Raw genomic sequence first — 14,495 nt, forward strand, 5'->3', positions numbered from 1 at the left:
GCGGTGGCGGCAATGATGTACGTCAACGCCGTCACAGGTTCGGCGGCTTATACGGCGGGCAGATTGCCGAAGGCTTCCAGCGCCCGCAGCCGGCTTTGCGCCAGATCGACGATCGGCTCTGGATACCCGGCGGCGGCGCGCTCCATCGGGTTGGGGTCGTGGATCGCCTTGTCGTCCAGGTGCGCCAGTTCGGGCAGCCATTCGCGCAGGAATGCGCCGCTCGGATCGAACCTGCGCGATTGCGACAAGGGATTGAAGACGCGGAAATAGGGTACGGCGTCGGCGCCCGTCGAGGCGCTCCATTGCCAGCCGCCGTTGTTGGCGGCCAGGTCGCCGTCCACGAGCTGGCCCATGAACCACGCCTCGCCCAGACGCCAGTCGATCAGCAGGTTCTTGGACAGAAACATCGCCGTCACCATGCGCAGCCGGTTGTGCATCCAGCCCAGCGCCAGCAACTGGCGCATGGCGGCGTCCACGATGGGAATGCCGGTCTTGCCCTGCTGCCAGGCCGCCAGATCGTCGGGCGCGTCGCGCCACGGCACGGCGGCGGTTTCCGGCTTCATGGGCTGGTGCATGGACAGGGCGGGAAAGGCGGCCAGGAGGTGCTGGTAGAACTCGCGCCACAGCAATTCGTTGATCCAGGTGGCGACGCCGGCCTTGCCGCTGTCGATCTCGCCCTGGTTGGCCGTCAGCGCGGCGCGCAGCGCCTGTCCCGGGGACAGGACGCCCGCGGCCAGATAGGGCGACAGGCAGCTTGTGGCGGGCAGCGAGGGGAAATCGCGCTCGTCCTTGTACGCAAAGATCGCGTCGTCGGCAAAGGCGGCCAGCCGCTCGCTGGCCGCGGTTTCGCCCGCCGGCCACAGCGCGCGCACCGCGTCGTTGGGCGCGTCGAACCCGTCGAACGATGCCGGCAGGGGGTCGGACTTCCAGCGCGGCGGGGTCTGGGCGCGCGGCGCGGCGATGGGGCGCAGCGGGGCGCTGCGCAGTCGCTCGCGGCAGGTGCGGGCGTAGGGCGTGTAGACGCGGTAGCACTCGCCCTTGCCGTTCAGCACGGTGCCGGGACGCAGCAGCGTCGCGCCATGGTGCAGGGTCCAATCGACGCCGATGTCCGCCAGGGCGTTTGCGACCGAGTCGTCGCGGCGCCGTTCGTTGACGCCCCATTCGGCATTGGCGTGGACCTGTTCGATGGCGTACTCCTGGCAGAACCCCGCCACGGCCCGCGGCGCGTGGCGCCAGTCGTCCACGGTGACCAGCTTCAGGGGAATGCCGGCCTGCGCCAGGTCGTGGGACAGCTCGCGCAGGTTGCGCAGCCAGAAATCCACCTTGGCCGGGGCGTCGCCATGTTGGCGCCATTGGCCCGGTGCAGCCAGGAAAAGGGCGGTAACCGTGCCGGCCTCGGCCGCCGCGGCCAGCGCGACGTTGTCGTGCATGCGCAGGTCGGTGCGTAGCCAGAGCAGCGTATTCATGGGAGGGCTCCAGGGACGGGGCCGGGCAAGGCGGGCCGGCGAGGCTGCGATTCTATCCCGAGCCCGCGCGTGGCCCCGCAGGGGCATGGAATACGATGTAAAAACTACGAGGAGATGTGACGGATGTTGCGGCGCAACCCGCTGCGCCGCGGCCTCGCAAGGGGGAGAGCCGAGCGGGCGTCCGGGCGGCCGAGACGCCCGAATTTGCCGTCAAACCATGAAACACGCTGGCCTGCGGGGCGTATTGACGCACGCGGGACCCCGCCATGTAATGCAAATAAACGACTAAGAGCAGGCAAACGCTATGGGAAACCTGATGGACTTCCGACCGTCCTTTCTGAAGGGGCGCACACCCGCAGGCAAGACGTCCCGCGATGTATTGCAGAAGCTTTGGCAATCGGTCGATTTGCCGGAGGAGTCGCTGGAGCACGTGGTGCTGACGGGCGCCGAGCCTGTCGTCCCATCTTCATTCGCCGTGGGTACGGCGGCGCAGGCCAGCATGGCCGCCGCCGCGCTGGCTGCTGCCGAGGTCTGGCATCTGCGTGGCGGCGCCCGCCAACAGGTCAGCGTAGACATGCTGCATGCGGCGCAGGAGTGCCGCAGCCACTTCACGATCAACGGCGTCACGCCCAATATCTGGGATCCGATTACGGGCGTCTATCGTTGCGGCGATGGAGGCTGGGTGCGCATCCACGCCAATTTCGCGCATCACCGTGACGGTGCGTTGGCGTTGCTGGGCTGCCCGACGGGCGACGGCGCGACGCGCGAGGCCGTGGAACGCGCGCTGAGCCGCTGGAAGGCGCTGGATTTCGAACAGGTCGCGGCCGATGCCGGCATGGTGGTGTCAGCCATGCGCTCATTCGAGGAATGGGATCGCCACCCGCAAGGGCAGGCCGTCGCGGCGCAGCCCCTCCTGACCATCGAACGCATTGGCGAGGCCGATCCGCGCCCGCTGCCCAAGTACGCGCAGATCGCGCGTCCGCTGCAGGACATCCGCGTGCTCGACCTGACGCGCATCATCGCCGGACCGGTGTGCGGCCGCGCGTTGGCTGCCTATGGCGCCGACGTGATGCTGGTCAACAGCCCGCAATTGCCCAATATCGACAACATCATCGACACCAGCCGCGGCAAGCTGTCGGTGCTGGCCGACCTGGATACGGCGGATGGCCGCATCGCGCTTGGCAATTTGCTGCGCAGCGCGCACATCTTCGTGCAGGGTTACCGTCCGGGCGGGATGTCCGCGCTTGGATTCGGTCCCCTGGACGCGGCGCGCATCCGTCCCGGCATCGTCTACGTGTCCTTGAATGCGTATGGCACGACGGGTCCGTGGGCCAACCGCCGCGGTTTCGATTCCCTGGTGCAGACGTCCACCGGTTTCAACCACGCGGAAGCGCTGGCGGCCGGGCAGGCGACGCCCAAGGCGTTGCCCATGCAGATCCTGGATCATGCCTCGGGTTACCTGATGGCGTTCGGCGCGCAGGCGGCGCTGGCGCGCCAGGCGACCGAAGGCGGCAGTTGGCACGTGCGGGTGTCGCTTGCCCAGACGGCGCACTGGCTTCGTGGCCTTGGCCGGGTCGATGGCGGGCTGGACTGTGCGATGCCCGGGTTTGACGGCCTGATGGAAACGTCGCCGTCAGGCTTTGGCGAACTGGTCGCCGTGCGGCATGCGGCGCGCTTCTCGGAAACGCCGGCGCGGTGGATCCGGCCGTCCAGCCCCCCGGGTACGCATCCGACGGTCTGGCCGTTCAATTAAGTCGGGCAGATTAAGGCGGGCAGTTTAAGTCGGGAAGTTGGCGCGCGCGGTGAGCGCGCGCCATGGCCTTATTGCTTTGCCTTCCAGGCCCGCAGCGCCCGCATCGTGTTCGTGACGTGCGATTCGGGGCTCATGTCCGTGAATTCATACAGGATCTTGCCTTCCGGCGAGATCACGTAAGACACGCGCTGCGCATACTCCGGCCGCCTGTCGTGCACGGCGTCATAAGCCTTCATCACTTTGCCGTCGCTGTCCGCCGCGACGGCAAATTTGTTGCGGCATTCGCTGACGGAGAACTTCTTGAGCGTGTCGATGTTGTCGGTGGATACGCCGATGACGGTGGCGCCAAGCGACTTGTATTCGTCCGTGGCTTCCGCAAAGTTGTGGGCTTCGATGGTGCAGCCCTGCGTGAAGGCCGCCGGAAAGAAATACAGCACCACGGGACCTTGCTTGAGTGCTTCGTTCAGCTTGAACGTGTATTCGTTGCCGCCCAGCGAAGCGGGCACGCTGAAGTCCGGTGCGGGCGCGCCGACGGGCAGTGCGGCATTCGCCGCCGTGCCGGCCAGCAGGCCGCATACCAGGAACCAGGGGGCAAGGCGCTTCATGGGAGTCTCCAGTTGGGACCGCGAAAAAGCCGCGGCAAGCTGCCTACTGTAGCGGCGCGGCGGGCGAGGGTCCAGTTCAGCCGCCATCAGGCCCGCCACGGCCATTGCCCCGGGATTGGTCGCGCTGCTGCTGTTGCTGCTGTTGCTGCTGCCGGGCCTGCTGGTCGCGCTGCTGTTGATGGCGTTGCTGTGTCTGCTGCTGGTCGCGTTCCCGTTGCTGGCGCGCCTGCTGTTCGTGCTCTTGACGGTCCTGCGCCATTTGCCGCGCGCGGTCATCGCGTTCGCGCTGCTGGCGCGCCTGTTGATCCTGCTGCCGCCGCTCACGCAGATCCTGCTGGTTCTGCTGGTCGCGCTGCAATTGCTGGCGGGCCTGTTGGTCGCGCATCTGCTGTTGGCGAAGCTGCTGCTGCGCCTGCGCGTCGTTCTGCTGGCGGTTGCGGTCCTGCTGCTCACGGGCTTGCTGCTCGCGAGCCTGCTGCTGGCGCTGCTGGTCGTTTCTGAGTTGATCGCGCGCCTGCTGGTCGCGGACCTGCTGCTGGCGGTCTTGCGCCAGGCGGTCGGGCTGTGCGGAAGGGTCGCGCGGACGCTGCCCAGGCCGTCCGTCACGCCCGCGATCGTCGGTCAGGGCTGACCCAGGCGGCGGGTTGTTGCCCTGCGCGCGGCCATCCCGGCCCGGTCTGCCGTTGTCAGCATGGTCCAGATACGCCTGCGGCGGCCGTCCCTTGTTGTGTTCGTAGAACTGCGCACGGTTGCCGCCCGCATCGCGCACGTAGCCACGCTGCACGGCCGTGGGTCCGGAGTGGCGGTCGTTGCGCGCGGCCAATTCGCGCGGGTCGGCCGTCCGGCGCACGCCTTGCGGGCCACCGTGATAGCTGACACGGCGGTTGTCCACATTGTTGATGACAATGTCGCGGTGGTAGACGTTGGTCACGCGCGTCACGTTCACGTTCGTCACGGACCGGTTGTAGTAGAAGCGGTCGCGCTTCCAGTAGCCGCCGACATACCCCAGACCGGTATAGCCGAAGCCATAGTTGATGCCGCCGTAAAACCCCACATGCGGTCCCCAGTAGCCCGTGTTCCAGAGATACACGCCGTTGGAGAAGCCCCAATATCCGGGCGTCCAGAGCGCGCCCTGAAACGGAGCCAGCACCCAGGCGCCAGGCACCCAGAAAAAGCCGTAGCGGTTGCGGCTCCAGTAGCCCGGCACCCACAGATAGCCATCGGATGGCGCTGGCGGCTGTACATACACCGGCAGGGGCGGCGGCGGTTCCGGGCTGCGGTCCACCAGCGCAAGGTTCGCATTGGCGGGGTCGCCCTCGTCGTAGGCTGGCTCATAGGCGGACGGAACCGGCGCCTGCTGCGTGGAATAGACGTTCGGGGCGGACGGCGCCGGCACCTGCTGCGTCGAATAGACGGTCTGCGCGGTAGCGGCCGCGCTGGCCGCCAAAAGGGCTGCGGTGGCCAGGGGGCGCAAGCGGGCGATCTGGAAGGAAGGGCTCATGAGAATGTCCTCTGCGCAGCAAGTCCGCGGTTCAATAGCCGCGATAGTAATAATGCGGGGCGGGATACGCCGGGTAATAGTAATAATGCGGCGTGTAATAGACCGGAGCGGGCCGGTAGTAGGCCGGCCGCGCCGGCACGACCACACAGCCGCTCAGGGCGCTTGCCATCGCCATCAACAACAACACTTGCTTCTTCATTTTCGGCTCCCGCCGGGCGCAAGGCGTGAGATACGCCTTTCCTGCGCTCATGGGAATTAGGCCACGGCCACGGGGTCGAGTTCGGGACTGTAATCGTTCCGAAACAGCTTTCGCGTGACCAGTGATTGCGGGTGCGTGACGGTCGATGTCGTTCGTATCAATGCCTGCGTGAATGCGTTATTTGCGTCGCAAAAAGAAAGGGGACCGCGTGATGCGGTCCCCATGACGTCGCCTTGATCGGCCGCGCTATTTGCGGCGGGCAGGTCGGGCGGTCAGTTCCAGCGGCCGCCGTTGCCGGCCAGGCTGAAACGGCCGGCGCCCATGAAGGCAATTGCCAGGCCGGTGAAGAGGAACATGCCTTGCAGTTCCAGTGCCCAGCCGCCGTTGTTGGTCATGCTGGCAATACTGCCGCTGTGTGCAAGCAGGATGGCGACGACCATGTTGATGGCGATGATCAGGCCGCCCAGACGGGTGTAGACGCCGATGATCAGCAGGACGGGGGCAATGATTTCGCCCACGTAGACGCCGTAGGCCAGGAAGCCGGGCAAGCCGTGGGAGGACAGCATGCCGCTGATGCCGCCGACGCCGCCGCCGGTCAGTTTGGCCAGGCCGTGGAGCAGAATCAGAATACCGAGGGTCAGGCGCAGGATCAGCTTGCCGGTGTCATCGGACTTCATCATGGTGAGTTTCTCTTTTGATGGTTAAGGGGGACAGTGCGCCAGTTGGAACGCACCGCTTGCCTTTGGTTCCGTGCCCGCCGCACATTCGAAAAATCCAGCATACGGGCGTGCAGGCGGCGCCATTATGGCAAAGCCGGTACAAAACCCACAAGCTTTGCCCGCAGCCGGTAGCCGGGTGCCTGCCCATGCCAGTTAAGATGTGTCCCCAATGAACAAGCAGCTGAAAGTCTCATTGGCGCAGACACCCCACGGCAGGTGCGCGCCCCAGCCAGATCACGGGCCTACTTCCCTGCCGATGTCGGCAACGGATCCGCGCAGCGTGCCGCGCCGGTCCCGGAGCCACGAATCATGACGGCGCTGGCCTATGCGTATCTTGCCCCCTCCGAAATCGCCCAGCGGCAGGGCCAGGCCGACCTGAACCTGGCCACCAGCGGCGGTCTTGCGCCGTCGGGCGCGGTGGTGCATCCCTTCTTCTTTTCCGGATTCGTCGCGCAGCCCGCCGTGGTGGCGCAAGCGCTGCTGATGCTGGCGCGGGTGGCGCGCACGCGCTTCTACGTGCCGCCAAATACGCTGGCGGCGGTGCTGCGGGCGGCGGATCCGGTCGTGACGTCCACGCCCGAAGGCCTGCGCTTCGAGTCCTTCAGCGTGTGCTGCGGCGTGTATGCGCGGCTGGACGTGGACGCGGCGGCGCTGGACGCTACGCACCTGGCGGCGGGCGTCACCAACGTGGACGTGAATCCCCCGTTGCGCCAGGCGCTGGCAGGGCTGCGACCGTCGGAGCCCCTGCACCTGAACGTGGGCAGCGATGCGTTGCGGGTGACGACGCAAGCGGGGGAGATCGTCGAAGAGAAAGTGCCGCTGCCCGCGCGCTGGCTCAAGGGCTTTGCCGAGACGCAGATGCTGTCGTCGGACATGGCGTGCCGCCATGTTCTGACGGGGGCGGCCTTGCGCCAGTTCATGCAGGCTTTGCCCCGGTCATCGGCGACCAAAACCGTGATGTGGGCGACCCAGGCTGCCCGCTCGCTGCGGCTGGCCACGCAGGCGACGCCTGGCGCGGTCTGCGTGGCGGGGCCAGAAAGGCTGCGCGTCCTGGAACCCTTGCTGCGCCATGCCACCGCGCTGCGCGCGTATGGTGCCGATGCGGCGGCAGGGGCGCTGCCGCAAGCCAGCGCCTGGGTGCTGGAACTGCCGGGCGCACGGGTCACGCTGGGCCTCAGCCCGGAGAAAGCGCGCGGTTTCTCGGGCGAGGGGGCGATGCTGCACCGGGTCGCGGGCGGGGATGCGAATGAGGATGCAGCGTTCGTGTCGACGCTGCTGGCCTTCGAGCCGCGCATCGACATTGCGCGGCTGGCCGAGCGGGCCCTGCTGCCGGAACCGCAGATCCTGTCCGCGCTGAGCGTGCTGGCGTCTTCCGGCCAGGTGGGGTTCGATCTGGCGGCCGGCGCGTATTTCCATCGGCCGCTGCCGGTCCAGGCGGGGCTGCTCGATACGCTGCACCCGCGGCTTGCCGATGCACGCAAGCTGGTGGCCGGCGGTGGTGTCCGGCATGAAGGCGAGGGGCAGTTCTCAGTCCAATCGGCGCAGCAGCGCTATCGGGTTGCGCTGGGCGCCGAACCGGTTCTGGATCGCTGCACCTGCCCCTGGCACGCCAAATATCAAGGCACGCGCGGGCCGTGCAAACACACGTTGGCGGTACGCATGTTTCTTGACCCGGTCAACGCAACTGGAGCCGACGCATGACCCTGAGCCTGATTGAACGCCGTGCGGCGCTGCGCGACGCCGCCGGCGGTGGCGATGCGGCGGATATTGCATCTTTTGCACGCGCGCTGGATGGGGCGAACGAGGAGGACCGCGCCGCGTTGGCCAAGGTCTTGCCGCCGTCCCGCCTGTTCAGCGCGGAGGGCCCCACGCCGCGGGCGTGCTTTGTGTTGGCGGCGTTGGGCAAGCCCAAGCTCGTGGCGGATACGCTGGCGCCGGCGGACATGGTGCGCAAGCGCGAATATGCCACGCGACATGGCGACATGGCGGCGGCTGTCGTCGATGCCGCGGCGGGACGGGACGCGCCGTGGCGCGCCGCGTTCGTCGAACTGTTGGCGGAGCAGCGCTGGTGGGCCGAGGATCTGGCATGGCCGGTGTGCCACGCGCTGGTTCGGCTGGACAGCGATGCGTCTCTATCCGCGGCTTATCTACGCTGTTTCGTGCAACAGGTCAGCGCCATCGGCGGGGACGGACAACTGGACGCGGACCATGGCAAGCTCATGGCCGCCTATCTTCAGGCCCACCCCGATCAGATCGCGCGCGAGTTCTGGGCCCTGTTCCGGGTCGAGGGCATGGGCGCCGATTACTTACTCATGGAGCGCACCGGGCCTGCCTGGGACGCCGCCGTCCTCACGCTTTGCCAAGACAACGAGGCGTTCCGCGACCGCCTGCTCGCCGAGTCGCTGGAGGCGCTGCTGCGCGATTTTCCGGCGAAGACCATTGCCTGGTATTTGCGCATGCATCGCCTGGCCGACCCGGCCGCGCATGAGGTCGCGGCCCGCCAGCACACGTATTTCGCCGTGCTCGGCACAGCGCCGAGCACGGCGCTCGGCCTGGCCCTAGACATGCTCAAGCGCGCCGCCGGACAGCTGGACGTGGACGCGATGATCGAGGCCGGGTCCGCGGTCCTGACCCGATCGGAGAAGAAGCTCGTCAAGGCCCTGCTTGGGCTGTTTGCCGCGCTAAAAACCGATGCCGGGCAGCGGCATCGCATGTCGGGGATCGTGGGCGAAGCGCTGGAAGGCATGCCATTGGACGTCGCGCCGCTGGCGCGCAAGCTGGTGACGCCGTCCAGCGAGACGCAAGCGGCCGAGGCGCGCGGTCAGGCCTGCGTGGAGGTTGACGGCGTTTCCCGAGGGATCGCAATACCGGCGCCGCGCCGCATGCCGCTGCCCGATCTTCCCGATCCAACGCCCCGCATCAGCGGCGACGATGCATTGCACGCATCGATCGCCGCGCAGTTCGAGGGGACAGGGCACGGCGCCGACCTGCCGCGCATCTTCGATTACCTAGCCGGCCGTCCGCACCAGCCGCTGCCCGAGGCGTTGCAATACCGCGCCGCCGAGATCATCGATTCGGTGTGGGAGGAACGGGATGCGTCGCCGCGACGCCTGCTGGCCGCCGCGCTGCTGGGCAGGGAAGACGTCAGTTTCCGAGGCTACGCCCGCTATGTCGTGGCCGTCGCGGGCAAGCCGGAGCCCGCCGGCGTGGCCTTGCAGGAACAAACCGTCTCCAGCAGCCGCTACGACGCGGAAACCGGCGACTGGAAGTCCGATGAAACCTGGACCTCCCGCTGGGGCTATCAATACCTGCCCACGCATTCTCCGCTGGCCTTGCTGGCCGGCGTCTTTCACGACCTGCGGTCGAGCCGGGCGCAGGGCACGCCGTTCAGGCCGCCGGCGGCCATCTCCGCGCAGCGCTTCGTGTGGGAGCGCGTGCTTGCCGAGCCGGGCGAGGGCACGTTTTCGCGCGACCTCGCGGTGTTGGGAGATGGCCCCAAACCGTTCTGGATGGCGACGGGCGCCGCCGCGGTCGGCGACGCCTTTGCGTCGGCGGCCCTCGATGTTGCCGACGTGCCCCCCGAATTCACGTTCCGCGCCCAGGAGGCGCGTGAGCAGGACGGTTACGACCAAGTCGTCGAATGGACGGCCTGGCTGCTGCAATCCAACCCCGACACGCTGGCCGCGCATTTCCATCCGATGCTGTGCGCGGCGGTGCAGGTCATCAACGTGCGCGGCCTGGGGCCGTTGCTGACGGCGCTGGGCGCGTCCCGGTTGCCGCCCGGCGCGCCCGTCTATTCGGCCCTGGCGCTGGCCGCATCGGGAAAAATGGCCGAGCAGCGTGCGCAGGCGGCGGAGGCGATCGCGCGGCTGGCCGACGCCGGCCTGCTGGATCCCGCGCCGTTCGCCGCTCAGATCGCAGCGCATCTGGCGCAGGGCTTCGCTTTGGCCGGGCGGCTCGCGCAGACGTTGGGCGATGCCGCATCCATCAGCGCGCTCGCCGGCTGCCGCACGCTTCAGACGCTGGAGGCGCTGCTGCCGCAGTTGCTCGATGCCGAAGGCAAGCCGCTGGCCCAGGCCGGCAAGCTCATCGAACTGGCCGCGCGCCTGTCCGATGACTACGGTATGCCAATCGCGTTGCCCGCCACGCTGGCGGCGCGGCGCAAGGGCGCATCCGTGCTGGCGGTAACCCTGCGCAGCCTGGAAGCCGTCGTGCCGCGCGTGACGCCTTTGGCCACAACTGCCGCTGCCGCCGCGCAGCGGGCTCTCGAAGGATAGCCACTCGCATGACCACCTACAAAAACCTCTGGGACTACTACCGCGATACGGCGCGGCTGATCGAGGAGGGCGCGACGTTGCGCTCGCTGTACGACGCCATGCTGGGCGTACAGTCGGAAGACATGCGCGCGGTGCAGGCCTCGCCCAAGCGGCTGCGCGAGATGGCGCAGGGCTGGTCCCAGCGCCCGAATTTTTTGCCGATCCGCCTGAACGAGGTGTTCAACGGGCTGCAGGTCGACCGGACGGATGACTATGTGCTGGCCATGGTCGGCGGGCTGGGCGGACGGCAGGAACAGGAAGTGCGTCTGTTCATGCTGCGCCACGACCATGCGCTGCGCGACGAGGTGTTCTGGCGGCTCTTCGAGGTGGAAGGCGGCGGCGAGATCTCGCTGGCCAACATCGACAAGTTCTCGCGTGAGGAATTGAATTGGCACAACACGGTCGTGCTGCTGGCCAACGAAGGCACGCTGGACCGTCGCCGCGTGCTGCGCGGCTGCCTGGAGGCGCTCAACCGGGATTTCTCCGCCTATCGCGCCGGCTGGTTTTCGCGTGTGTACGCCACGCTGGCCCCCACGCCTGGCGAGGCGGCGGCGGACCAGCCGCTGCTGCGCCAGAGCCTGGGTTCGCCGATCACGGCCACCGTCGCGCTGGCCGTGAAGCAGTTCGAAACGCTGCACAAGGAGGGCCTGCTCGACGCCGCGCCCTTTGTGGACGCCTGCGGGGGCGCTTTCTCGGGATCGAAGGCCGCGGCGCTGTCGGTGCTGCGCATCCTGGAAGCGCTTGGCGCGCAGGCGAGCACCGAACCCGATGCCCTGGCAGAGGCGTTGGCCCTGGGCCTCGCACATCCGCATGCCGACGTGCAGCGGGCGGCGGTGAAGGCACTGGCGAAGCTGGGCCGGACGGACCTGGCGCAGCAGCAGCGCGACGCGCTGGCGCCGGCGGTGGCGGTGTTGCTGCCGGATTTGGCCGGCAAAGATGCCGGGGCCGCCGAGGCCTTGCGCACACCGGGGACAGGCCTCGCGGAAGGCGCCACTGCCCATCTCCCGACAAACACGTCTTCCGGCTTGCCGCTGCCCGGGCCGCTGCACCCGTGGACCGACGCTGACGCCCTTGAGCGCTATGCGGCGCTGCTGGAAGCGCCCGCCGACGTGCTGGAGTTCGAACTGGCGCTGGCGTGGCTGGCGACGTCCGGTCAGGTGGCTGCCACCGTCGCGCCCTTGGTGAAGCGAGCCCGCCACCTGGCGGAGCGCGACGCCCAGCACTACGCAGCGGCGTTGCTGCTGGCGGCGCATGATCCCGAGAGTCCCTTCCTGCCGCAAAAGTACTGGCGGAAGACCACGAGCCAGGTCGTCAACGGCGAGTGGGTGTATGAGAACGTGGGCGAACCCCAGCCGCTGCCGAGCGCCGAGCAATCCTCCCTGCTGCCCAGCTTCATCACCCGCCTGCGCGAAGTGGCCGGGGTCGTGCAAGGCAGGGCGCCGCACCGTCCGCTGCTGGCCACGCCTACCAACACGCACGGCTGGGTCGACGCGGATGCCCTGCTGGCCCGTTTCGAGGCGAGCAGGAACAGCGGCGCGCCGCTACCGGTGGATCTGGTTCAGGCCTTGCTGCGCGTGCATCCCGAGCACCGCGCGGGGGTGATTCAGGCCACCGGCGGTGCATGGCCGCAGATCACCGACACGGTGCGGGTCGAGTGGCGCAGCCGCGGGTCCAGCACCTTGAAGACCGATGGTTCGCCGCAGTGGGTGTGGTGGAGTCCGGTGGTCCATGCCGAGCCCGCCGAGGCGCCTACGGCCACGCAGCCGGCGTTGATTCCGTCGAGCGCGCCGCAACACCACGACAGTGTCGACGCCCACGGGCTGGTCTGCGCGGAACTCGGCCTGGCCAATCCGGGATCGACCCTGCCGCTGGCCGCGGCCAGCATCGAGATCATGAACGTGGCGGCGGGCGACGAGGCCGAGCATCGCGCGCCCGCCGTCCTGCGCGTTCTTGCCGTGCATCCGGGCGCCTGGCAGCCGGAGACAGTCCAGTTGCTGGCCCTGGGCATGGCGGCCAAGCAGGCGGAGGTGCGCGCACAAGCGGTGGAAGTTTTTGCCGCCGCGATCCCGCAGCGCGTGGACGCGACGGCCGCGGCGCAAGCCTACGCCGCCTGCGCGCCGGCTATCGTGCTGACGCGCTGGGCGGCGTCCTTCACCGATGCGGCGACGCTGGCGCCCGCCGCGGTCATTGCCGTGCTGGGCGGCCTGTTGCCGCGCCTGGATCCCAAGGCGCGCGGTATCGGATCGCTGCTCACGGTGCTGCTGGATGAGTCGCTGCGCCATGCGCAGCCGGTTGCGGACTCGGAACTGCGCGGCTGGCTGGCGGGCTTTACCGGCACGTCAGCCGCCGCCAAGGCCGCCAAGGCGCTGTTGGCGCTGAAGACGCCATAGCGCGTTCGTCAGAGCCCGCCGGGCGGAAAGAGCGCCAAGGTGTAAACCCGCATTCAATCCGCTTCGGCAGCAACGTGCTTAGAACTCTTCCAGGAAGCGCATGCGGAACCGGCGGCCCTTGATGTTGCTGTTGGAAATGCGCGAGAACGCCTGCTTGGCGATCTGCCGGTCCAGGGCCACGTACGAGTTGAACTCGGTGATGTTGATCTTGCCGACCTGTTCGAACGTCAGGCCGCCGTCGCCGGTCAGCGCGCCCAGCAGATCGCCGGGACGCAGCTTGTCCTTCTTGCCGCCCTGGATGTTCAGCGTGACCATGGGCGCGCGCAGCGGCCGGTCGGCCTTGGGGCGCAGCGACTTGAGGTCAGCCCACTTCAGCGGCGCGCCCTGGTACTGCTCGATCAGGTTGGCCCAGCGCATTTCCTCGGGCGAACACAGGCTGAGCGCCAACCCCTTCTGGTCGCCACGGCCGCTGCGGCCGATGCGGTGTACGTGGACTTCGGTGTCCTTGGTCACGTCCACGTTGATGACCGCGCCCAGGTTCTGGATGTCCAAACCGCGCGCGGCCACGTCGGTGGCGACCAGCACGGCGCAACTCTGATTGGAGAACTGGATCAGGATTTCGTCGCGTTCGCGCTGTTCCAGGTCGCCATTGAGCGCCTGCGCGCTGATGCCCTCGGCCTGCAGGCGTTCCACCAGGTCATGGCTGCGGATCTTGGTGTTGCAGAAGGCCAGCGTGGAAACCGGCCGGAAATGCGCCAGCAGCTTTGCCACCGCATCCAGGCGTTCACCTTCGTTGATCTCGTAGAAAAGCTGCTCGATGCGGCTGGCGTCGTGCTGCGCCTCGACCTTGACCTCGGCCGGATTGCGCAGGAAGCGCGCGCTGAGCTTGCGGATGTTGTCAGGGTAGGTGGCTGAGAACAGCAGCGTTTGGCGCTTGGCGGGACAGTGTGAGGCAATGGCGACGATGTCGTCGTAAAAGCCCATGTCCACCATGCGGTCCGCCTCGTCCAGGACCAGCGTGTTCAAGCCGGACAGGTCCAGGCTGCCGCGCGCCAGATGGTCCTGGATGCGGCCGGGCGTGCCCACCACCAGATGCGTGCCGCGCGCCAGCGACTCGGCCTGCGGCCGGGCCGCAGCGCCGCCGCACAGCGTCAGGATCTTCACGTTGGGAATCAGGCGCGCCAGCCGCCGCAGCTCTTGTGCGACCTGATCCGCCAGTTCGCGGGTAGGGCAGACCACCAGCCCTTGCGGCGTCAGGCGGTTCACGTCCAGGTTCTGCAGCACGCCCAGCCCGAAGGCGGCGGTTTTGCCGCTGCCGGTCTTGGCCTGGGCGATCACGTCGCGCCGTTCCAGGATCAGCGGCAGGGCCTGCGCCTGGATGGGTGTCATCTGTTCGAAACCCAGGGTTTTCAGGTTGTCGAGCAGGGGCGGCAGGAGGGGAAGGGAGGAGAAGGCGGTGTCGGTCACGGAGGGGCGGATCCCGCAAGGGATCGGAAAAAGGCTGAGTTGCGCGTTAGTGTAAAGCCTGAGTCGGTATGATCTGCCG

General features: G+C 67.9%; 10 protein-coding genes. 4 read left to right on the forward strand and 6 right to left on the reverse strand.

Features of this window, described 5'->3' with window-relative positions; translation table 11 throughout:
* Nucleotides 1-47: 47 nt before the first annotated feature.
* Complete coding sequence (phrB, locus tag AC6LJW_RS05280; protein WP_498086672.1) at nt 48-1,466, reverse strand: deoxyribodipyrimidine photo-lyase; 1,419 nt, start codon at nt 1,464-1,466, stop codon at nt 48-50.
* A 304-nt stretch (nt 1,467-1,770) separates the two neighbouring features.
* Here phrB and AC6LJW_RS05285 point away from each other — a divergent pair, with 304 nt between their 5' ends.
* Nucleotides 1,771-3,219 (forward strand): CoA transferase, encoded by a 1,449-nt coding sequence (locus tag AC6LJW_RS05285; protein ID WP_498086674.1) that lies wholly within the window; start codon nt 1,771-1,773, stop codon nt 3,217-3,219.
* Nucleotides 3,220-3,287: 68 nt separating this feature from the next.
* Here AC6LJW_RS05285 and AC6LJW_RS05290 read toward each other — a convergent pair whose 3' ends face one another.
* The 4 genes from AC6LJW_RS05290 to AC6LJW_RS05305 form a co-directional block, all read right to left on the reverse strand.
* On the reverse strand, nt 3,288-3,824 hold the full coding sequence (locus tag AC6LJW_RS05290; protein ID WP_056570399.1) for a peroxiredoxin: 537 nt from the start codon (nt 3,822-3,824) through the stop codon (nt 3,288-3,290).
* A gap of 76 nt (nt 3,825-3,900) precedes the next feature.
* Nucleotides 3,901-5,325, reverse strand: coding sequence for an adenylate cyclase (locus AC6LJW_RS05295; protein ID WP_498086676.1), 1,425 nt, complete (start codon nt 5,323-5,325; stop codon nt 3,901-3,903).
* A 31-nt stretch (nt 5,326-5,356) separates the two neighbouring features.
* Entirely contained in the window at nt 5,357-5,524 is a 168-nt protein-coding gene (locus AC6LJW_RS05300) for a hypothetical protein (protein ID WP_200949468.1), read from the reverse strand.
* A 272-nt stretch (nt 5,525-5,796) separates the two neighbouring features.
* Nucleotides 5,797-6,204 (reverse strand): DoxX family protein, encoded by a 408-nt coding sequence (locus AC6LJW_RS05305; protein WP_056570401.1) that lies wholly within the window; start codon nt 6,202-6,204, stop codon nt 5,797-5,799.
* Between the two features lie 348 nt (nt 6,205-6,552).
* Here AC6LJW_RS05305 and AC6LJW_RS05310 point away from each other — a divergent pair, with 348 nt between their 5' ends.
* From AC6LJW_RS05310 to AC6LJW_RS05320, 3 genes are read left to right on the forward strand one after another with little or no spacing between them, the layout of a single operon-like run.
* Nucleotides 6,553-7,944 (forward strand): SWIM zinc finger family protein, encoded by a 1,392-nt coding sequence (locus tag AC6LJW_RS05310; RefSeq protein WP_498086678.1) that lies wholly within the window; start codon nt 6,553-6,555, stop codon nt 7,942-7,944.
* On the forward strand, nt 7,941-10,520 hold the full coding sequence (locus AC6LJW_RS05315; protein ID WP_498086680.1) for a DUF6493 family protein: 2,580 nt from the start codon (nt 7,941-7,943) through the stop codon (nt 10,518-10,520). Before AC6LJW_RS05310 ends, AC6LJW_RS05315 begins: the two co-directional genes overlap by 4 nt.
* An 8-nt stretch (nt 10,521-10,528) precedes the next feature.
* Entirely contained in the window at nt 10,529-12,949 is a 2,421-nt protein-coding gene (locus AC6LJW_RS05320; RefSeq protein WP_498086682.1) for a DUF6493 family protein, read from the forward strand.
* 78 nt (nt 12,950-13,027) lie between these two features.
* Here the strand turns inward: AC6LJW_RS05320 and dbpA are convergent, their stop codons facing one another.
* On the reverse strand, nt 13,028-14,416 hold the full coding sequence (dbpA, locus tag AC6LJW_RS05325) for an ATP-dependent RNA helicase DbpA (RefSeq protein ID WP_498086684.1): 1,389 nt from the start codon (nt 14,414-14,416) through the stop codon (nt 13,028-13,030).
* Nucleotides 14,417-14,495: the final 79 nt, after the last annotated feature.

The organism is Achromobacter sp. 1012554356 (assembly GCF_059760815.1).

Excerpts from the sequence above, each read along its gene's own strand:
- phrB (WP_498086672.1), bottom strand. The coding sequence starts at position 1,466 with ATGAATACGCTGCTCTGGCTACGCACCGACCTGCGCATGCACGACAAC.
- AC6LJW_RS05285 (WP_498086674.1), top strand. The coding sequence starts at position 1,771 with ATGGGAAACCTGATGGACTTCCGACCGTCCTTTCTGAAGGGGCGCACA.
- AC6LJW_RS05290 (WP_056570399.1), bottom strand. The coding sequence starts at position 3,824 with ATGAAGCGCCTTGCCCCCTGGTTCCTGGTATGCGGCCTGCTGGCCGGC.
- AC6LJW_RS05295 (WP_498086676.1), bottom strand. The coding sequence starts at position 5,325 with ATGAGCCCTTCCTTCCAGATCGCCCGCTTGCGCCCCCTGGCCACCGCA.
- AC6LJW_RS05300 (WP_200949468.1), bottom strand. The coding sequence starts at position 5,524 with ATGAAGAAGCAAGTGTTGTTGTTGATGGCGATGGCAAGCGCCCTGAGC.
- AC6LJW_RS05305 (WP_056570401.1), bottom strand. The coding sequence starts at position 6,204 with ATGATGAAGTCCGATGACACCGGCAAGCTGATCCTGCGCCTGACCCTC.
- AC6LJW_RS05310 (WP_498086678.1), top strand. The coding sequence starts at position 6,553 with ATGACGGCGCTGGCCTATGCGTATCTTGCCCCCTCCGAAATCGCCCAG.
- AC6LJW_RS05315 (WP_498086680.1), top strand. The coding sequence starts at position 7,941 with ATGACCCTGAGCCTGATTGAACGCCGTGCGGCGCTGCGCGACGCCGCC.
- AC6LJW_RS05320 (WP_498086682.1), top strand. The coding sequence starts at position 10,529 with ATGACCACCTACAAAAACCTCTGGGACTACTACCGCGATACGGCGCGG.